We start from the raw sequence: 21,420 nt of genomic DNA on the forward strand, positions 1-21,420 counted from the left end.
AGTTAATTTATCTTTTATAGATAATAAATTAACTTATTTTGTATGAAATAATTAAGAAATAATTCTTAAATTACAGTCTAATTACAATTAAGTTACAACTTAATTACAAGCTAAAATATATAACTTCTATTTAATTTACAAATAATATATTATCAAAAATATAAATTTAGGAAAAAGAATGAATAATTTAAGATTAAGAAATAAAATTTTTTTAATATTAGTTCTTCCAATATTAGTAATTTTCATGTTGTCATCTATTTTAATTCTTGAAAAAATAGAAAAAGTTAAAAATATGAATAGAACATCTAGTTATATTAATTTTACAGTCGAAATATCAAAATTTATAGCAACTTTACAAAAAGAGCGAGAGTTATCAATTATATATCTAAATAGTTATGGAAAAATGAAAGAAGATGATTTGAAAAAACAGATAAGTAGTAGCGTAATATCTCAAAAAAATTTGGAGAATTTTGTAGATAATTTTATATTAATTAAAAATGATAATAATCTTTTAGAGAAACTTGAACTTTTAAAATCTACTATTTTTACAATAGATGAAAAACGAAATAATACAATATCTTTAAATATAAATAATAAAGAGTTAGAACAGTTTTATGATGAAATAATTACAAATTTAATCTTATTTTATGATGAATTACTGGTATATTCAAATAGTAAAGAGTTATTAAAGGCTTCACAAAATTATATTTCAATAACAAATATAATAGAGAAATCATATAATGAAAAGGATTTAGTAAAAAATATTTTTGATTACAATTTGGTTTTAAATGTAGATTATAATAGTTTTATCTCTTTAATAGTATTCCAAGATGCAGATATTTCTGCACTAAGAAAAAATCTAACAAAAGAGCAGTTAGACTTTTTTAATCTAAAGCTAGATAATATAATTTTTCAAGATATAGAGAATTTTAGAGAGTTGATATTTTTAAAAATAGAGAAAGAGAGACTTTTAAATAGTATAAAAGAGGCTCTTGGTTATGGGGGTTTAATTCATTTATATAAAGATTTTACTTTAAAAAGTGATGAAAATATTTTAAATCAAATTCAAAAAAGTCATACAAAAATTTTAAGAGCAATTAAAGATTATAAAAAACTAAAACTTTTAAAAGATGAAGAAGGGCTTTTAGATGATATACAAAATGCCATAGATATATATTTATCAAAAGCTTATAGTAAAGAGTATTTAGATGATATTAAAGAACTAGATTTAAAAACTTTAAAAGCTTTAGAACTTTTATCAAAAAATATTTATGGTTCAAATAGCCAAAAGTGGGAAGAACTTACTTCAAAGAAAATATCTATATTTGAAGAGATAAAAGAGAAAATAGTGGAAGATACACTTTTATATATTGATAAAAATGTAAAAGAGTTGGATATTCAAATAATTTTATTTTTTGTTTTACTAATCTTATTGATATTATTAATTTTTATTGTAATTATAATTATGACAAGTAAAGTTACAAAATCTATTAGAAAGTTTGAAGATAATTTATCTCAATTCTTCTCTTATTCAATGAAAGAGAAAGATGAGATAAAGTTAAACCAACTTGAAGGAAAAGATGAATTTGCTTTAATGACAAAAAATATGAATGAACAAGTTCTAAAAATAGAAGAGATAACCCAAAATGATAAAAAAGTTATATTAGAGATAACAGATATTATAGAAAAGGTAAATAATGGTTTTTTTGAATACTCTATAAAAGAGAAGCCATCTACAAAAGAGTTACAAACTTTAGTTGATATTATAAATAAAATGATAGATAGAACAAGATTAAAGATAGATAGTTTAAATATGTTGTTAAATAGTTATGCTCAAGGTAATTATCAATTTAAATTAGATGAAACTCATAAGAAAGGAATGTATGGAGATTTTGGAATATTATGTAATTCTACTACCCTTTTAGGTCAAACTTCTTCACAATTAATTGCAATGATTTCAAATGCTGGAAAAAATTTGGAAGGTAATACAAAAATATTGACAACTTCATCTTCTGAATTGGCTATTTCTTCTTCAAATCAAGCTGTGTCTTTAAAACAGACTTCAGTTGCATTAGAACAAGTAACTCAGAATTTGAAAAATAATAATGAAAATATGAATAAAATGTTACAAATAGCAGATGAATTAAATAGTACAGCTACTATTGGAAGTAAATCAGCAACTCAAACTTTTAGTTCTATGGAAGAGATAAGTAAAAAAGTTGATGCTATAAATGAAGCAATAAGTGTAATTGAACAAATAGCATTCCAAACAAATATATTATCTTTAAATGCAGCAGTTGAAGCAGCAACAGCAGGAGATGCTGGTATTGGGTTTTCTGTTGTTGCTTTAGAGGTTAGAAATCTTGCAACTAGAAGTGCGAAAGCAGCAAAGCAGATAAAAGATTTAGTTGATAGTGCAAATCTTGAAACAAATAAGGGAAAAAATATTGCAGATACTATGATAAAAGGTTATGAAAAATTAGCTTCAAAAATTGTAGAGACAAAAGAGATAATTAATAATGTAACAATCTTTAGTAAAGAGCAAGAATTAGGTATTATAGAGATAAATGAAACTGTTTCAAAGCTTGATTCTGAAACTCAAAAAAATGCCCAAACAGCTTTAAATATTGATACTTTGTCAAATGAAGTATCAAAACTATCCAATAAATTACTTCAAATTACATCTTCTTCAAAAATAGATGAAAACTATTATGAAATGGTTGAAAATGTTGAATTAATAAAGCAAGTTTCTATTTATAAAAATGACCATATAAACTTTAAAAAAAGATATTTTAAAACTTTAGATAGTTTTGAACATTGTATAGTTGATAATTGTAAGAGTTGTAATTTAGGTAAGTGGATAACTCTTTGTGAAGATAAAAAAGAATTTTTTATAGAAGATATTAAGTGGAAACAATTAAAAGAGAATCATAAAAATGTACATAATAAACTACAAGAGTATATTACGCAAAATAGAGATAAAGTTGAAAACCAAACTTTAAGAAAAACAGCAAATCAAATAGAAGATGAAACTATAAAAGTTTTTGATAGTTTAAATGATATTTTATATTTAGAGTCAAGAAATAAGAAAAAGTAGTTGAACTACTTTTTACTTAACTATTTGATGAAGTTTTGAACATTGACCTAAATATGTATCCATTCCACACATATCATTCATAATATCTTGGAAACTGTGAGCATGTGCATTGTAAACATATACAAAAATTTCATCACCTTTTTTTAGGAAATTTTTCTTCCCAAAATCTGTATAAGCTGTTGCACCTGCTGCTATTAAAATACCTTTTGCTTTGTGTGCTTCTTTTAAAAATTGCCCTAATTCTTCAAGTGGTCCACAATCTTCTTGACAATTTAAAATATCAATCATCCAATCTTTTAATTTTTCAAAAAAATAGCTATAAGATTTAACAGCACTTGTTGTTCCATAATCACAAACTATACCATCTCTTTTAATAAATGAAGAGATATGATATTTGCTCAAGATTCCTTTTTCACTAAAATCATCTATTGGAATAATATCTTGAGAAATTCCTTTTGTTTTAGCTCCCCAATTCTTCTTAGTGCTTAGTTTATTTCCATCTTGAACCCTAATTGAGCAGTCATTAAAAGCTGCAAAATATTTTGGAACAATATCAACTACTTTTTCGTTCTCATAGACAAAATCACAAATTAGTGCAACTTCGGCTTCAACTTGTAGTTTTTCATCTTCTCTTCCGTGAGTTAAAATAACTTCATCACAAATAGGATAAGTTCCTAAAAAACTATTATGACCTTTTATATAAAAGGGGAACATACCTTTTGGAGCATCTTTTTCTTTAGTTTTAATTACAGAAAATTCATCAGCCTCTCCAGCTTCACCTAAGTGATTTGCAAAATTCCCAGCAACTGCAAAACCTAAATAATCTTTTAAATCTTCTATTAAATTCATAATTATTAAATCCTATTATAATTTGAAGTGAAATATTATCAAAAAAAGTTATTATAAAAGTCAAAAAAGGAATATAGTTTGTGTAGTTAAGGGTATTTTAAGAAAAATATTTACAAAGAGCAAAGCCCTTTGTAAAATAAAACTTACTTATTAATAGTTCTCCATTTAGCTGGACCTGTTGTATGAATAGAGTTACCTTCTGTATCAACAGCCACAGTTACAGGCATATCTTTTACTTCAAACTCGTAAATAGCTTCCATTCCAAGCTCTTCAAATGCTAAAGTTTTTGCACCTTTTATTGATTGAGCGATTAAATATGCAGCCCCACCAGTTGCGATTAGATAAATAGATTTGTACTCTTTTATTAAATCAATAGTAGGTTGTTTTCTCTCACCTTTTCCAATCATTCCCATGATACCAATTTCCATCATATCTTTTGTGAATTTATCCATTCTTGTAGATGTTGTTGGTCCTGCAGGTCCTACAACTTCATCTCTTACAGGATCAACTGGTCCAACATAGTAGATAAATCTATCTTTTAAATCAACACCATTTGGAAGAGGTTTTCCTGCATTTTTGTATTCAACAATTTTTTTATGAGCAGCATCTCTTGCTGTTAGGATTTTTCCTGATAAAAGTAGAGTATCTCCTGATTTAAATTGAGATAGATTTTCTTTTGTTAAATCTTCAATATTTACTCTTTTTATAGTATCCATTGGAAGTTTAATATCTGGCCAAAGGTCTAAATCAGGTTTATCAAACTTAGCTGCTCCATTACCATTTAATTCAAAATGAATATGTCTTGTTGCTGCACAGTTTGGAATCATAGCAACAGGTAATGAAGCGGCGTGACATGGATAATCTAAAATTTTAACATCTAAAACTGTTGTAAGTCCTCCTAGTCCTTGAGCTCCAATTCCAAGTTTATTGATATCTTCATAAAGTTTTAATCTTAACTCTTCAAGTGGAGTTTGAGCTCCTCTTTCTTTTAGCTCATGAATATCAACATGTCCCATTAAAGACTCTTTTGCTAGAAGCATAGCTTTTTCAGGGTTTCCACCAATTCCAATTCCTAAAATACCAGGAGGACACCATCCTGCACCCATATCTTTTACATTTGACATAACCCAGTCATAAATACTATCACTTGGATTTAAAACAGTAAATTTAGATTTGTTTTCACTTCCTCCACCTTTAGCTGCAACTGTTATTTCAATAGTATCTGAGTTATCAGTAGTTGTATGAATAACAGCAGGAGTATTGTTTTTTGTATTTGTTCTTTTTCCAGCTGGATCAGCTACAACTGAAAATCTAAGAGTATTATCAGGGTCTGTATAACCTTTTGCTACACCTTCATTTAAAACATCTTCTAAATTTCTACTTAAATCTAAATTAGCTTTTAGACCAACTTTTACAAAAATATTTACACTTCCTGTATCTTGACATAGGGGTCTATGACCCATAGCACACATTTTTGAATTAATTAAAATTTGTCCAATTGCATTTTTTGCAGATTCACTTTGTTCTTTTTCATATGCCTCAACCATTCCTTTTACGAAATCTTCTGGATGATAAAAAGAGATGTATTGACAGGCTGAAGCAACTGAATCTATAATATCTTGTTCTGTAATTTTTTTACTCATAAGTTTTTCCTTTTTTTGTTTAGAAATTCTAAAATTATATCAATGCGGTTTTAAAAATAGGCTTTTTGTAAACTAAAAAGATAGATATTTTAAAAAAATGTTTAGTTTAGAAATAGCTTTTACATAAAAAAAGCTACTCTAAAAAAAAGAGTAGCTTTTTTTGAATTCTTAAATATTAAGCAAAAAATCTTTTTTCTGCTTCATCTTGTAATTTAACACCTGAATATTTAGCTCTTTGAACTAATTCCCAAAAATATCTATAAGTTGCTCTATCGTGTAACTCTCCATCATATTGAATTGGTCCCCACTCAGCATCTTGAGCTTTGATTAAGATATTTTGTGCAGCTTCAAGTTCTGTAAAATCTGGTCTCATTGCATCAACAATAGCTTGAACTTGTGTTGGATAAATTGACCACATTCTCATAAATCCAAACTCATTTCTTGCTCTTTCAGCATCTTTATATGTTTGGTATGGATTTTTTAAATCTAAAGTTACATTATGTGCTGGGATTACACAATTTTGAATAGCAGCTTGTGCAACTTTTGCTTTTGCAGCTCCGATTAATCTATGGTCAAATTGCCCAGGACTTCTCATATTTATTGCTGGAATTGCTCCTTGATATCCTGAAACGAAATCCATTAAACCAAAATCTAAAACTTGTAACCAAGGTAAAGTTGCGATTTTTTCAACATCTTGTAATGCTCCATGAGTTTCAATTAAAACGTGAATTGGAATCTCTTTTTTAATTCCAGCTTTTTTTGCTACTTCTTGAATATACTCAATTTGAGTTTTTGCATCTTCATAACAAGTTGATTTTGGTAGAGTAATGTATGCTAAATTTTCTCCAGCACCAGGAACTAAGATATCAACATCTTGTCTCCAATCTGGGTGTGAATGATCGTGAATTCTAGTACCAGCCATTTTATATGGATTTGCTTCAGAGTTTACAACTCTTACTATCATTTGAGCATGTTCAACTTCTTTTCCTGTCTCTGCACCATCTTCACAATCGCAAGTAATGTCAAAAACTGGTCCCAGTTTTTTTTGCATTTCAAAACCTTTTAGGATTAGTTTTTCACTTCCTGCAAAGTGTTCACAAGTTGGAATAATTGGTAAAGATTTACCAGATTCAAATAAAGCTTCTTTTGGGTGTGTCATTTTGTTTTTTCCTTTTTTGTTGAATTTAATTTTTTATTTTTTTGTAGATTTTTTTGGGATTACAACAGTATAATCTAAATCTAGTACAACATTTGAAAGATATTTACCATCTTCACCTTTTGCATTTTCTATCTCTGTTGGATTTTGATTTTTAAGAGCAATAGTTCTTAATCTTAAAAGTCCAATATCCTCTCTTTTATGCTCTATTTTCTCTAAAATTTCTGTATAAGCATAGATTGTATCCCCCGCATAAGTTGGATTACAATGATTTCCACTATTTATAGCATATACCCATTGAGCATTTTGTAGCCCATTAAAAGAGATAGCTCTTGCCATAGAGATGATAATTCCACCATACATTAATCTTTGTCCCATAGGAGTAGATTTCATCATATGCTCATTGAAGTGTACTTTCGCATTATTTTGATAAAGCTTTGTTGCAAGTGTGTGATCACTATTATCTATTGTAATTCCTTCAGGATGATTTAACCTTTCTCCTACTTCATAATCTTCAAAGAAATACTCTCCACCACTAGCATTAACATCAATAGCACCAATAGTTGGGATATTGATGTTGTCTAAAATTGGTGTAGTTTTTTCAAAAGTGGGAACAATGTTTATTTCACTTAAAGTTGAGAGGTCTTTTTTATGAACCATTACCCATCTTTTAAAGTTTAGAACTTCATTTCCATCTTGATTTATTCCAATAGAGTGAACATAAACAACTCCACTTTTTCCATTTGAATTCTCTTTTAATCCAATTACTGTTGAAGTCATACTAACAGTATCTCCAACAAAAACAGGGTTTGGAAAAGATATTTCAGCATAACCTAAATTTGCAATAGCATTTAAAGATATATCTTGAACACTTTTTCCAAATGTTAAGTGAAACATTAAAATATCATCAATTGGTCTTTTTTTATATCCAATCTCTTTTGCCACTATATCACTTGAATGTAGTGAGAATCGCGAACCAGTAAAAGCGATGTATAAAGATACATCACCTTCACTTACTGTTCTAGGGAGTGGATGGATTATTTTTTGTCCAATACTAAAATCTTCAAAATAGTTACCATAATTTATTTTTGACAAACAAAACTCCTTATTTATTAAATAGATTTTGACCTAAAGATTTATAAGTCTCATAAAGTTTTATCATTTTTCTTGCCCATTTAATTCTTGAAGAATCAACAAGTTTATTGTTATGTAGGATTACTTCTTTCCCTTCTCTTGATGCTTCTTCATATTTTGCAATCATATCTTCATAATCTTCAACTTCAGACTGTTTTGGAGTGAAAATATCATTTATATAATCAATTTGAATTGGATGAATAAGTGATTTTCCATCAAATCCAAGATTAAAGGCATCTTTTGTAGAGTCTTCACAAGCAAACTCATCATGAACATCAAAATGTGGACCATCAATTACAGTTTTTCCATAAGCTTTTGCAGCAAGTGCTATTTGAGCTAAATATGTAACTATAGCTTTTGAACCTCTTTTTATATCAATTTGAAGTCTATTTGCTAATTTATTTGAACCAACAACAACAACTTCAACTTTAGGGCTAGCTGCACAAATTTCTTTAATATTAAGTACAGCCATTGGAGTTTCAATCATAATCATTAAAGTTAATTTTGGATTTATCTCTTCAATTAATTTAACAGCTTCTAAAACATCCTCTTTTGAGTCAATTTTAGAGAATAATAAACCATCAATTTCAATCTCTTTTGCTAAAGCTAAATCTTTTTTCAGATCTTCACTTCCAAGATTATTGATTCTTAAAATTCTTTCACTATCTCCAAAACTTGGACCTTGTTCAGTATAAATTTCTTTTAAAGTAGCTCTTCCTAACTCTCTTTGATCTTCTAAGATTGCTTCAAAATCAAAAATAACAGTATCAGCTAAAACAGTCTTTGCTTTTTCTACATTGTGTTTATTGTATGAAGGAACTAATAGCATAGATCTTCTTGCTTTATACTCAACTACTTCTTCACCTTTAGATATAGCTCTTTCTAAATCATGTAAATCTTTTACAAGTTGTTTTCTAAGAACTTTTCCATTTTTTGTTCTTGGATAATCACTCATTGTAAATATTTTTTTAGGAGCTTTATATTTAGCTAAGTTTGCTTGAGAGAATTTTAAAATCTCTTCCTCTTTCTCTTTATTTAAAGGAGAATGACCAACAACTGCAATAGCAACAAGAGTTTTGTCTTTTTCAATATCTAAACCAAAAGCAACACAATCAGCAACATCAGGATGAGTTTTTACAACTCTTTCAATTTCATGTGGACTTACTCTAAATCCAAAAGTATTGATAATATCATCTTTTCTTCCAATAAACCAGATATATCCATCTTTATCTTTTCTTGCATAATCTCCTGTAAAGAAATATCCATCATGTCTTGATTTTAAAGTCTCTTCTTCAAGTTGCCAATACTCTAAAAATAGTCCTGGATCATCTTCTCCAATACAAATCATTCCTTCTTCTTCAACTCCTACTTCTTCTAGTGTTTCAGGGTTTAAAAGTTTTACAATATGTCCTGGTTGTGGGAAACCAGCACTTCCTGGTCTTATTGGATTGAATTTTGAGTGTGAAATGTAGTATGAACACTCACTCATTCCAATAGCTTCAAAAATATCTTGTTTAAATCTCTCTCTCCAAAGTCCTAACATCTCATCACTTAAATGCTCACCAGCACTCATACAATATCTTAGACTTGGGCAATCATCAAGTGTGAAATCTGTTTTTTGAATAATTTGTCTATATATTGTTGGAACTCCAATAAATATAGTACATTCATGTTTTTTGATTAAATCAATCCAAGTTGAAGCATCATTTGAACCTTCATAAGCAATAACTGTATGACCATTATATAATGGATCCATAAGTGCAGAACCTAAAACATAAGTCCAGTTAAATTTTCCAGAGTGCATAATTCTGTCATTCTCTTTAAAATCAAACCAATAATCAGTTGCAGGTTTTCTTCCTACTAGCGATCTATGAGAGTGTAAAACACCTTTTGGATAACCAGTTGTTCCAGAAGTATATACTAAATATGCAGGTTCTCCTGATTTTGAGTTATAGTGATTTGCTTTAGTGTCTGTATCTTTAAAAATTTGATTTAAAGAGTAAACATTTATATCTTTTGGTTTTTTTAAATCTTCAACATTATCAACACCCGCAACAACAATTGTTCTTAAATTATCAAGATTTTCTAAATATGGAACTAAATTTTCATACATAGAAGCAGATAAAACAATGGCTTTTGCTTGAGAATCTTCAGCTAAATATTTAACTTCACTACCACTTAAAAGTGTTGAAGTAGGAACAGCAATCATTCCACCTTTCATTACTCCAAAAAACGATATTGGATAAGCTAAAGAGTTTTTTAGACAAACTAAAACTCTATCTCTTGGTTCAAGTCCAATTCCTCTAAAGAAATTTGCTACTTGATCTGATTTTGTTGATAACTCTTTATAAGTTATTGTATCTGTACCTAATTTATCATCTTCAATAATCATAGCAACATTATTTTCTTTATTAGTTCCTAACCATGATGAAGTACAAGCAACTCCTATATTTAAAAATTCAGGAACTTCTAGTTTAACTGTTTGACTCATTTTAATCTCCTTAGAATATTACAATTGACCATATGGCCAGTTTTCTTTAAATGTATGTAAAGGCATTTTATTTAACACAGAAAGTGCAAATAACTCATCTTCTTTTGATAAACTATTTAAGGCATAAGCTCTTAAAATATTTTGTAAAGATTTTCCAAACATTGGTGGATCTAACATCTCTCCTTCATATCTAATAGCCCCACTTAAAAGTGCATCAGCTTCAATAGCAGCTTTTAAAATAGCTACATCTTTCTCTATTTCTAAAGGAGATGGAGTAAATGCAACTTTACAGATATTTATATGGTTTGGAGTAATAACTTGTTTACCTGTTAATCCCATTGCAGTCTCTCTTAAAGCATGAGCATAAACATGTTTACTAGCTTCATCTCCATGTAAATCTAACCATCTTCTAATATCTTTTTTCTCAACACAGCTATCTGGTAGAGAATGTGGTGTTAAAAGAACTTCAACCCCTCCAATTACCCCTTTACCTTTAATTCTAGCTTCCATTGTAAGAATATTAAAGAAAGTTTCAAGTTCATCAATCCAACCTTTTGGAGTAATTTTATAAGCCATAGCTTTTGAAAAATCGTGAATTCCAAATACGATATGTTTAACTGTTGAATGCTCCATTAATCTATCTGCAATTTGAAGTGATTTTGGATGTTCAATAATTGGTTGAATTGTAAGTTTACTTCCAATAGAGATTAACCAAGAGCTTAAATCTCTAATCTCTGCACTTCCATAAACTTCTCCAGCTTTAGCTAAAACAATCACATCAATATACTGATGAATTTGTTTTAACATTTTTAAATCCTCTTCATACTCTTCTGTTCTAAATGGATTTATTCTTATAGCTATTTGAAAATCTCTTTCAGGGAATTTTGGTAATTCTTGAATTAAAAGTTCTCTACTCATAGCTTTTTGTCTACAACCATCTTCTAAATCAAATAAAACAGTATGAGCTTTTGTTTTATAAGCATGTTTTTGTAGTCTTAGTTTCGCTTGTTCCATTGTTTCATAAGACCCATCTAGTGGATTATATTTAATTGGTGGATAGTATATTTGAATACCTGGCCAATAACCACCAAGAACTGGTGTTAAATCGTCATTTGCTGTTAATTTAGATAAATCTATCGCAGAAGTCATCATATTTAAACCTTTCATATTTTTTTACTTGTTTTATGTACAATGAGTTTATTACACATAAAAACTAACAAAGAATTTATACACAAATTAAAATGAATAAATTTTATATCTTTTAATATAGTAAATAAATTTAAGTTTATTATAATAAATGTCGTACAACTACCAATTTTAGGGAAATAAAACTTAAAAAACATTATAAAGAATGGGATTAACAAGGAAATTGGATAGATAAATTAAGATAAAGTAGGGATGATTTTTATAAAAAAAGAGAGTTTTTTCTCTTTTTTATAAATCTTGTAAAAAATTTAGTGTTTCAAAATAGTCTATTAAAAAAGGTTTTGATACTTTTTCAAAACTATTTATATCCTCATATAAATTTATAAAAAACTCAAAATCTATATTTTTATTTTTTAAAGCTTCAATTGAAAGTAGGGTATCATTTATAGAACCTAATTTTGAAGGAGTTATCAAAAAGCATTTTGTCTTGAACTCTTTTATTAAATTAATCATAAAATACTCTTTTTTTATTGGTACCATAAGTCCACCAGCTCCTTCAATTATTAAAACATCACAAAAATTTTGTAAATACTCTTTCTTCTCTTTTAAAAACTCAATATCTATATATGTGTTTCCTTTTGCAACATAAGGGGAAGCAGGAAGTGTAAATTGATAAGGAACACAATCATTTATAGATACTTTTTCAAAATCTGGATTTAGTTTTTTTGTAAGTTCAAGCATTCTTGTTCCATCTAATGGTGTATTATTTTCTACACCAGTTTCAATAGGTTTAAAATAACCAACTTTTAAATTGGAATTTGAAAAGTAGTTTAAAAATTTTTTACAAGCATAAGTTTTCCCTACATTTGTATTTGTTGCTGTTATAAAGATTGTTTTTCCTATATACTCTTTTGGGTTAATTTTCATAATAATCTCTTTTTGGTTATAATTTGTATCTTTAAAAAAATGATTTTATCATAGTAAAAATAATAAGGGTTTTATGTGAGTAATGAGATAGAAATAGAACTAAATGAAGATTTAGAAGTACAAGAACCAAAAAAGTATAATGTTTTTTTATTGAATGATGATTATTCAACTATGGATTTTGTAATTGATGTATTAATAAAAGTATTTAGAAAAACAATAAGTGAAGCGGAAGCAATAATGTTAAGTGTTCATAATAATGGAAAAGGTCTTTGCGGGGTTTATAGTTTTGAAATTGCAAGTACAAAAGTTGCACAAGTAAAAAGTTTGGCAAGAGAAAAGGGCTTTCCTTTAAAAGCTATAATGGAAGAAGAGTAAAAAATGATTAGTAAAGAGTTAAGACATATTTTTGCACAAGCAATTAGCTATGCAAAAACAAATAAACATGAATATTTAACATTAGAACATATTTTTTTGATGCTTATAAATGATGTAACAATAGAAAATATGTTTATTGATTTAGGAGTTGATACAAAGGTTTTGTTTGAAGATTTAAAAAAATATATTGAAGCAAATACTCCAAGACTTCCAGATGGAATTATAGATGAACCAATAGAGACTTTGGCTCTATCTTCAACTATTGAGTATATGGTTGCACATACTCAAAGTAGTGGAAAAACAAAGGCAAATGTTGAAGATATGTTTGTTGCAATCTTAAAAGATGAGAAAGCTTATGCTACATATTTATTGAAAAAATTGGGAATTCAAAGAGTTGATATATTAGAAGAGATTTCTCATAAACCAGAAGAACAAAATGATGAGCAAAAAGATGATAAAAGTGATAAGGTTTTAGAAGATAATTCAAGTGAGCTTGTAGGAATTGCTAAAAAATCTCAAATAGACCCAGTTATTGGAAGAGATAAAGAGTTAGAAAGAGTTATAGAAATTTTAGGAAGAAGAAAGAAAAATAATCCACTTTTAGTTGGAGAGCCAGGAGTTGGGAAAACAGCAATTACTGAAGGATTAGCTTTAAAAATTGCTAAAAATGAAGTGCCAGATTTTTTACAAGATTCAAAAATATTTTCACTTGATATGGGTTCAATGTTAGCAGGAACTAAATATAGAGGAGATTTTGAGAAAAAATTAAAATCACTTTTAAAAGAGATTTCAAAAATTCCAAAGGCAATCTTATTTATAGATGAAATTCATACTATTGTTGGAGCTGGAAGTGTTGGTGGAAGTGCTATGGATGCTTCAAATATATTAAAACCACTTTTAGCAAATGGAAAGTTAAGATGTATAGGAGCTACAACATTTGCAGAGTATAGAAATGATTTTGCAAAAGATAAGGCACTTAGTCGAAGATTTGCAAAAGTTGATATAAATGAGCCGTCTATTGAAGATTCTATTTTGATTTTAGAGGGGTTAAAGTCAAAATATGAAGAGTATCATAAAGTAAAATACTCTAAGAGTGCTATTATAAGTGCAGTTGAATTGAGTAAAAAATATATTCAAGATAGATTTCTACCAGATTGTGCAATAGATGTTATAGATGAGGTAGGAGCTAGTAAAAAAATAGAGTTATCTAAAACTTTAAAAGTAAAAAATGATACAAACATTACAATTAGTTCAAAAGATGTAGAAGAAACTATCTCTAAAATGGCACATATTCCAGCAAGAAGTGCTACAAAATCTGATTTATCTCTTCTGAAAAATTTAGAAAAAAATATGCAAAAAAGAGTTTTTGGACAAGATAAAGCTATAAATTCAATAGTTCAGGCAATAAAAATAAATAAAGCGGGACTAGGTCTTGATAAAAAACCAATAGGAAGTTTTTTATTTACTGGACCAACAGGAGTTGGAAAAACTGAAGTGGCAAAAGAGTTGTCTTTACAAATGGGAATTCATTTTGAAAGATTTGATATGAGTGAATATATGGAAGCTCATGCTGTTTCAAGACTTATTGGAGCACCTGCTGGATATATTGGATTTGAGCAAGGAGGACTTTTAACTGAAAGTATAAGAAAACATCCTCATACAGTTTTACTGCTTGATGAGATAGAAAAAGCTCATCCAGATTTAATGTCAATTTTACTTCAAGTTATGGATAATGCAGAATTAACAGATAATAGTGGAAATAAAGCAGATTTTCAAAATGTTATTTTAATAATGACTTCAAATTTAGGAGTTACTGAAGCAAATGTTATGGGATTTGCAAAAAATGAAAAATTAAATGAAAATAGGGCTATAAATAAATTTTTTGCTCCAGAGTTTAGAAATAGGCTTGATGCAGTTGTTAGTTTTGATAGTTTAAGTTTAGATATTGTTTCTAAAGTTGCTGGAAAGTTTATTGAAGATTTAGAAAAGCAATTAGAAACTAAAAAAATTAAAATAGAAATAAGTAAAAAAGCAAAAGATGAATTAGCAAGATTGGGATACGATAAAACAATGGGAGCAAGACCTTTAAATAGAGTAATATCAGATAAAATCAAAAATCCATTAACAGATGAGATTTTATTTGGAAAGCTTAAAAAAGGTGGTTTAGTAAAAATAGATTTTAAAGATGAGTTTGTATTTGAATATAGTTTATGAAACACAATTCTTTTACAATCACTTTGATACAATTTTAAATTAAATAAAATATAAAGGGAAAATATGAAAAAGAGTTTAGTTATTACTGCAACTGCACTATTGCTATTTGTTGGCTGTACTGAAGAGAAAAAAGAGCAAACGACATCAAAACAAGAGCTTGTTCAAACTAATGAAAAAAAAGCTGAAGAAGTAAAACAAAAAGAGATTAAGGTAGAAGAACAAAAAAAAGTAGAAACTCCAAAAGATGAAGAAAAAAAGCTAGAAGAAGCAAAAGCTGCTGAAACTAAAAAAGAGGAAGTAACACAAACTATAGCAGTAGTAAATGATAGTGATGGAGAAGCTTTATTTAAAACATGTACATCTTGTCATGGACAAAAAGCTGAAAAAGAAGCTTTAGGAAAATCTCAAGTAATTGCTGGTTGGGATAAAGATAGAGTAATCAAAGCATTAAATGGTTACAAAGATGGAAGTTATGGAGGAGTTATGAAAGGTATTATGAAGCCTCATGTTGAGTCAAAAACTCCTGAACAAATTAGTGCTTTAGCAGATTTTATCTCAAAACTTTAAAATATTTTTAGAACTTGGACTTTCTCAAAGAGAATCTTAAAGCACAAGAGTCCAAGCTCTCTTTTTTCTTTTCTTTATAAAAAACTTATACTTAATACTTAAAATAGAGGATTTATTTTTTAAGTTCCTATTAAATTTTCAATTAATGTAAATAATTTTAAGTGATAAAAGCCCAAAGAATCGAGTATTTTATGTTAAAAGCGACAAATCCGCAAATTTAAGCTAGATTTAATAAGAAACCTCTTGACAAAGTGGAAAAAACCTATTATAATTCCCGTCCAATTTGACCACAGAGGGTTAAAATTACGATCTTTAAAAGGATAAGTAAGTTTGTAAAGAAGAAGTGAAGTAATCTTTGTAAACCGAATATGTTAAACTTGATATTCAAAAAAAATAAAAAAGAACAAGAAGTAAATTCTTGTCTATAAATTTGAGTGATAATTTTGTAACTAACAATAAATTGAGAAATTTAGAGTAATTATAAAATATGTCAGTTTCAAACACTATAAAAAGATAAAAGATATTTAATTTTTATGTATATAAATACATACTTTAAATATAGAATAAAAAATTTATGGAGAGTTTGATCCTGGCTCAGAGTGAACGCTGGCGGCGTGCTTAACACATGCAAGTCGAACGAGAACGGGCTATAGCTTGCTATAGTTGTCAGCTAAGTGGCGCACGGGTGAGTAATGTATAGGTAATGTGCCTCTTACTAAGGGATAACAAATGGAAACGTTTGCTAATACCTTATACTCCTTATTAACATAAGTTAATAAGGGAAAGATTTATCGGTAAGAGATTGGCCTGTATTGTATCAGTTAGTTGGTGGGGTAATGGCCTACCAAGACAATGACACATAACTGGTTTGAGAGGATGATCAGTCACACTGGAACTGAGACACGGTCCAGACTCCTACGGGAGGCAGCAGTGGGGAATATTGCACAATGGACGAAAGTCTGATGCAGCAACGCCGCGTGGAGGATGACACATTTCGGTGCGTAAACTCCTTTTATATAAGAAGATAATGACGGTATTATATGAATAAGCACCGGCTAACTCCGTGCCAGCAGCCGCGGTAATACGGGGGGTGCAAGCGTTACTCGGAATCACTGGGCGTAAAGAGCATGTAGGCGGATTGATAAGTTTGAAGTGAAATCCTATAGCTTAACTATAGAACTGCTTTGAAAACTGTTAATCTAGAATGTGGGAGAGGTAGATGGAATTTCTGGTGTAGGGGTAAAATCCGTAGAGATCAGAAGGAATACCGATTGCGAAGGCGATCTACTGGAACATTATTGACGCTGAGATGCGAAAGCGTGGGGAGCAAACAGGATTAGATACCCTGGTAGTCCACGCCCTAAACGATGTACACTAGTTGTTGTGAGACTAGATCTTGCAGTAATGCAGTTAACACATTAAGTGTACCGCCTGGGGAGTACGGTCGCAAGATTAAAACTCAAAGGAATAGACGGGGACCCGCACAAGCGGTGGAGCATGTGGTTTAATTCGACGATACACGAAGAACCTTACCTGGACTTGACATAGTAAGAATGATTTAGAGATAGATTAGTGTCTGCTTGCAGAAACTTGCATACAGGTGCTGCACGGCTGTCGTCAGCTCGTGTCGTGAGATGTTGGGTTAAGTCCCGCAACGAGCGCAACCCTCGTCCTTAGTTGCTAACAGTTCGGCTGAGAACTCTAAGGAGACTGCCTACGCAAGTAGGAGGAAGGTGAGGATGACGTCAAGTCATCATGGCCCTTACGTCCAGGGCTACACACGTGCTACAATGGGGTATACAAAGAGCGGCAATACAGTGATGTGGAGCAAATCTTATAAAATACCTCCCAGTTCGGATTGTAGTCTGCAACTCGACTACATGAAGTTGGAATCGCTAGTAATCGTAGATCAGCTATGCTACGGTGAATACGTTCCCGGGTCTTGTACTCACCGCCCGTCACACCATGGGAGTTGAACTCATTCGAAGCGGGGATGCTAAAATAGCTACCTTCCACAGTGGATTCAGCGACTGGGGTGAAGTCGTAACAAGGTAACCGTAGGAGAACCTGCGGTTGGATCACCTCCTTTCAGAGAATAGAATTAAGATTTGTTTCTTAATGATTCAAAAGAGAAAAAAAGAAAATCAAGATAATATATTCGGTTTATAAAGATTATTTGATAAATAGGTGAAATGGGCCTATAGCTCAGCTGGCTAGAGCGCTCGACTGATAATCGTGAGGTCTCAGGTTCAAGTCCTGATAGGCCCACCATTAAATAATCTTAAAAGATTAGAGTGGGGAATTAGCTCAGCTGGGAGAGCGCCTGCTTTGCACGCAGGAGGTCAGCGGTTCGATCCCGCTATTCTCCACCACTAAAGAGAGATTTAATATAAGTTTTATAGAGATATAAGATTTATATTAGAGCTTTAAATAGAAGTTTCTAAAGATATTTAAAAATATAATGTTAAAGTCTTTTAATTTTTTTCGTAAGGTTAAATAGAAATATTTAATTTTAAAACAAAAAAATTTCATATCTAAAATTTAATAGAGATATTAAATTAACTATAGATAACACAACTAGATTATTAGAGTATATAGAGATATATATGTTTAATAAGATAGTAGCCAAAGAATATTATCAAATTTATAAATATAAGAAATTATATTTATAGGCAAGAAAAAAGGAACCTGAATAAAATCGTAAGATTTTTTTAGGCTCCGTATATAAGCTATTAAGGGCTAATGGTGGATGCCTAGACTGTAAGAGGCGAAGAAAGACGTATTAGGCTGCGATAAGCCACGGGGAGCTGCCAAAGAGCTTTGATCCGTGGATTTCTGAATGGGGCAACCCAATATAATGAGAATTATATTACCCTACGGGGAGCAAACCTAGTGAAGTGAAACATCTCAGTAGCTAGAGGAAGAGAAATCAAAAGAGATTCCGTAAGTAGCGGCGAGCGAACGCGGATTAGGACAAACCCAATGCTTGCATTGGGGGTTGTAGGACCATGATATAAGATTAAAGAGGATAGATGAAATACTTGGAAAAGTGTAGCATAGAAGGTGAAACTCCTGTAATTAAAATTCTCAATAACTTTAATGGTATCCTGAGTAGGTCGGAACACGTGATATTTTGACTGAAGCTGGGGGGACCACCCTCCAATCCTAAATACTACTTACAGATCGATAGTGAACAAGTACCGTGAGGGAAAGGTGAAAAGTACTGCAGCGAGCAGAGTGAAATAGAACCTGAAACCATTAGCTTACAATCATTCAGAGCCCTATGATTTATCAGGGTGATGGACTGCCTTTTGCATAATGAGCCTGCGAGTTGTGGTGTCTGGCAAGGTTAAGCCAAGTGCGAAGCCGTAGCGAAAGCGAGTCTTAATAGGGCGACATAGTCAGATGCTGCAGACCCGAAACGAAGTGATCTATCCATGAGCAGGTTGAAGCTGGTGTAAGAGCCAGTGGAGGACCGAACCCGCTGACGTTGAAAAGTCTTGGGATGACTTGTGGATAGGGGTGAAAGGCCAATCAAACTTCGTGATAGCTGGTTCTCTCCGAAATATATTTAGGTATAGCCTTGTGTTGTAGCATATAGGGGTAGAGCACTGAATGGGCTAGGGCTGCTTACCGCGGTACCAAACCCTATCAAACTATGAATACTATATGTGGAATCACAGGAGTCAGGCGGTGGGTGATAAAATCCGTCGTCGAGAGGGGAACAACCCAGACTAACAGCTAAGGTCCCTAAGTTACATCTAAGTGGAAAACGATGTGGAGTTACTGTGACAACCAGGAGGTTGGCTTAGAAGCAGCCATCCTTTAAAGAAAGCGTAACAGCTCACTGGTCTAGTGATTCTGCGCGGAAAATATAACGGGGCTAAGATGTACACCGAAGCTTTAGATTCAATTTTAATTGAGTGGTAGGAGAGCGTTCTATTCAGCGTTGAAGGTATACCGGTAAGGAGTGCTGGAGCGGATAGAAGTGAGCATGCAGGCATGAGTAGCGTTAAAAGGGGTGAGAATCCCCTTCGCCGAAAACCCAAGGTTTCCTACGCGATGCTCGTCATCGTAGGGTTAGTCGGGTCCTAAGTCGAGTCCGAAAGGGGTAGACGATGGCAAATTGGTTAATATTCCAATACCAACATATAAGCGCGATGTGGGGACGCATAGAGTTAATCGAGGTCACGGATGGAAGTGTGGCTCGAAGGATGTAGGTTGTTAAGTAGGCAAATCCGCTTAACGTTAGACCGAGATCTTACAGGCTCTTGACACTCTTCGGAGGAGATGGAGAATCGATGATACTGTCGTGCCAAGAAAAGCCACTAAGTATATTATATGTTGCCCGTACCGTAAACCGACACAGGTGGGTGGGATGAGTATTCTAAGGCGCGTGGAAGAACCCTCTTTAAGGAACTCTGCAAACTAGCACCGTATCTTCGGTATAAGGTGTGCCTACTTTGGTATATGAACTTGCTTCAAAAAGCTAAAGAGGTTGCAACAAAGAGTCCCTCCCGACTGTTTACCAAAAACACAGCACTTTGCTAACACGTAAGTGGATGTATAAGGTGTGACGCCTGCCCGGTGCTCGAAGGTTAATTGATGATGTCAGCTCACGCGAAGCATTTGATCGAAGCCCGAGTAAACGGCGGCCGTAACTATAACGGTCCTAAGGTAGCGAAATTCCTTGTCAGTTAAATACTGACCTGCATGAATGGCGTAACGAGATGGGAGCTGTCTCAAAGAGGGATCCAGTGAAATTGTAGTGGAGGTGAAAATTCCTCCTACCCGCGGAAAGACGGAAAGACCCCGTGCACCTTTACTACAGCTTGACACTGTAGCTTGGATATTCATGTGCAGGATAGGTGGGAGGCTATGATGACTAGACGCCAGTAGAGTCGGAGCCATCCTTGAGATACCACCCTTGAATATTTGAGTTACTAACTGCGAAGAGTTATCCTCTTTCAGGACAATGTCTGGTGGGTAGTTTGACTGGGGCGGTCGCCTCCTAAATAGTAACGGAGGCTTACAAAGGTTAGTTCAAAGCGGTTGGAAATCGCTTGTTGAGTATAATGGCATAAACTAGCTTGACTGTGAGACCAACAAGTCGAACAGAGACGAAAGTCGGTCATAGTGATCCGGTGGTTCTGCGTGGAAGGGCCATCGCTCAAAGGATAAAAGGTACGCCGGGGATAACAGGCTGATCTCCCCCAAGAGCTCACATCGACGGGGAGGTTTGGCACCTCGATGTCGGCTCATCGCATCCTGGGGCTGTAGTCGGTCCCAAGGGTATGGCTGTTCGCCATTTAAAGCGGTACGCGAGCTGGGTTCAGAACGTCGTGAGACAGTTCGGTCCCTATCTTCCGTGGGCGTAGGAAAGTTGAAGAGATTTGTCCCTAGTACGAGAGGACCGGGATGAACCAACCACTGGTGTACCAATTGTTCTGCCAAGAGCATCGTTGGGTAGCCACGTTGGGATGTGATAAGAGCTGAAAGCATCTAAGCTCGAAGCCAACTCTAAGATGAACTTTCCCTGAAGTTCCCAGCAAGACTAGCTGGTTGATAGGCTGGGTGTGTAATGGGTGTAAGCCCTTTAGCTGACCAGTACTAATAGAACGTTTGGCTTATTTTAATCATTTCTTTGGTTTACTATCTTATTAAGCATATTTTACTTATGTTTAATTTGTTGATTTATATGTAGTTATACAAATATGAAAGCATAAAGACTTTAGCATTAGATTCTCAAATATCACAATTTGAGTAGAAAGAGTTAATCCTTTTAGAATTACAATATTCTTTAAGCATTTATACTTTAACT

General features: G+C 31.9%; 11 protein-coding genes, 2 tRNA genes and 2 rRNA genes. 8 read left to right on the forward strand and 7 right to left on the reverse strand.

Annotation, left to right across the window (positions count from 1 at the left end):
* Window positions 1–178 precede the first annotated feature (178 nt).
* A complete protein-coding gene (locus tag AFAEC_RS01985) occupies window positions 179–3,097 on the forward strand; it encodes a methyl-accepting chemotaxis protein (RefSeq protein WP_026806510.1) in 2,919 nt (972 codons plus the stop codon).
* Window positions 3,098–3,109: 12 nt separating this feature from the next.
* Here the strand turns inward: AFAEC_RS01985 and AFAEC_RS01990 are convergent, their stop codons facing one another.
* From AFAEC_RS01990 to bioD, 7 genes are all read right to left on the reverse strand, one after another.
* Complete coding sequence (locus AFAEC_RS01990; RefSeq protein ID WP_026806511.1) at window positions 3,110–3,946, reverse strand: DUF5718 family protein; 837 nt, start codon at window positions 3,944–3,946, stop codon at window positions 3,110–3,112.
* Between the two features lie 143 nt (window positions 3,947–4,089).
* Complete coding sequence (locus tag AFAEC_RS01995) at window positions 4,090–5,589, reverse strand: fumarate hydratase (RefSeq protein WP_026806512.1); 1,500 nt, start codon at window positions 5,587–5,589, stop codon at window positions 4,090–4,092.
* A 175-nt stretch (window positions 5,590–5,764) separates the two neighbouring features.
* Window positions 5,765–6,748 carry an HpcH/HpaI aldolase/citrate lyase family protein gene (locus tag AFAEC_RS02000; RefSeq protein ID WP_034216700.1) on the reverse strand — a complete coding sequence of 328 codons (984 nt, stop codon included), beginning with the start codon at window positions 6,746–6,748 and terminating at the stop codon, window positions 5,765–5,767.
* A 33-nt stretch (window positions 6,749–6,781) separates the two neighbouring features.
* Complete coding sequence (locus AFAEC_RS02005; protein WP_026806514.1) at window positions 6,782–7,840, reverse strand: MaoC family dehydratase; 1,059 nt, start codon at window positions 7,838–7,840, stop codon at window positions 6,782–6,784.
* A 10-nt stretch (window positions 7,841–7,850) separates the two neighbouring features.
* Entirely contained in the window at window positions 7,851–10,370 is a 2,520-nt protein-coding gene (locus AFAEC_RS02010) for an aldolase/citrate lyase family protein (protein ID WP_026806515.1), read from the reverse strand.
* Window positions 10,371–10,388: 18 nt separating this feature from the next.
* Entirely contained in the window at window positions 10,389–11,537 is a 1,149-nt protein-coding gene (locus AFAEC_RS02015; protein WP_225442390.1) for an HpcH/HpaI aldolase/citrate lyase family protein, read from the reverse strand.
* Between the two features lie 267 nt (window positions 11,538–11,804).
* Window positions 11,805–12,443 carry a dethiobiotin synthase gene (bioD, locus tag AFAEC_RS02020; protein ID WP_026806517.1) on the reverse strand — a complete coding sequence of 213 codons (639 nt, stop codon included), beginning with the start codon at window positions 12,441–12,443 and terminating at the stop codon, window positions 11,805–11,807.
* Between the two features lie 75 nt (window positions 12,444–12,518).
* On the opposite strand from bioD, the gene AFAEC_RS02025 reads away from it, so the two are divergent.
* From AFAEC_RS02025 to AFAEC_RS02055, 7 genes are all read left to right on the forward strand, one after another.
* On the forward strand, window positions 12,519–12,818 hold the full coding sequence (locus tag AFAEC_RS02025; protein ID WP_026806518.1) for an ATP-dependent Clp protease adaptor ClpS: 300 nt from the start codon (window positions 12,519–12,521) through the stop codon (window positions 12,816–12,818).
* 3 nt (window positions 12,819–12,821) lie between these two features.
* Window positions 12,822–15,032, forward strand: coding sequence for an ATP-dependent Clp protease ATP-binding subunit ClpA (clpA, locus tag AFAEC_RS02030; protein WP_026806519.1), 2,211 nt, complete (start codon window positions 12,822–12,824; stop codon window positions 15,030–15,032).
* 63 nt (window positions 15,033–15,095) lie between these two features.
* Window positions 15,096–15,599, forward strand: a complete 504-nt coding sequence (locus AFAEC_RS12195) for a c-type cytochrome (protein ID WP_026806520.1) — start codon at window positions 15,096–15,098, stop codon at window positions 15,597–15,599.
* A 571-nt stretch (window positions 15,600–16,170) separates the two neighbouring features.
* Window positions 16,171–17,688 (forward strand): 16S ribosomal RNA (locus AFAEC_RS02040).
* 105 nt (window positions 17,689–17,793) lie between these two features.
* Window positions 17,794–17,870 (forward strand) — tRNA-Ile (locus AFAEC_RS02045).
* A 25-nt stretch (window positions 17,871–17,895) separates the two neighbouring features.
* Window positions 17,896–17,971, forward strand: a tRNA-Ala gene (locus tag AFAEC_RS02050).
* Window positions 17,972–18,321: 350 nt separating this feature from the next.
* Window positions 18,322–21,234 (forward strand): 23S ribosomal RNA (locus AFAEC_RS02055).
* Together the 16S and 23S rRNA genes with 2 tRNA genes alongside form the textbook arrangement of a ribosomal RNA operon.
* Window positions 21,235–21,420 lie beyond the last annotated feature (186 nt).

The sequence above is a fragment of the Aliarcobacter faecis genome (assembly GCF_013201705.1).
GTDB lineage: Bacteria > Campylobacterota > Campylobacteria > Campylobacterales > Arcobacteraceae > Aliarcobacter > Aliarcobacter faecis.

Bases quoted from the DNA above. Each gene is read 5' to 3' on its own strand.
- AFAEC_RS01990 (WP_026806511.1), bottom strand. From the start codon at position 3,946: ATGAATTTAATAGAAGATTTAAAAGATTATTTAGGTTTTGCAGTTGCT.
- AFAEC_RS01985 (WP_026806510.1), top strand. From the start codon at position 179: ATGAATAATTTAAGATTAAGAAATAAAATTTTTTTAATATTAGTTCTT.
- clpA (WP_026806519.1), top strand. From the start codon at position 12,822: ATGATTAGTAAAGAGTTAAGACATATTTTTGCACAAGCAATTAGCTAT.
- AFAEC_RS02000 (WP_034216700.1), bottom strand. From the start codon at position 6,748: ATGACACACCCAAAAGAAGCTTTATTTGAATCTGGTAAATCTTTACCA.
- AFAEC_RS02015 (WP_225442390.1), bottom strand. From the start codon at position 11,537: ATGAAAGGTTTAAATATGATGACTTCTGCGATAGATTTATCTAAATTA.
- AFAEC_RS01995 (WP_026806512.1), bottom strand. From the start codon at position 5,589: ATGAGTAAAAAAATTACAGAACAAGATATTATAGATTCAGTTGCTTCA.
- AFAEC_RS12195 (WP_026806520.1), top strand. From the start codon at position 15,096: ATGAAAAAGAGTTTAGTTATTACTGCAACTGCACTATTGCTATTTGTT.
- bioD (WP_026806517.1), bottom strand. From the start codon at position 12,443: ATGAAAATTAACCCAAAAGAGTATATAGGAAAAACAATCTTTATAACA.
- AFAEC_RS02010 (WP_026806515.1), bottom strand. From the start codon at position 10,370: ATGAGTCAAACAGTTAAACTAGAAGTTCCTGAATTTTTAAATATAGGA.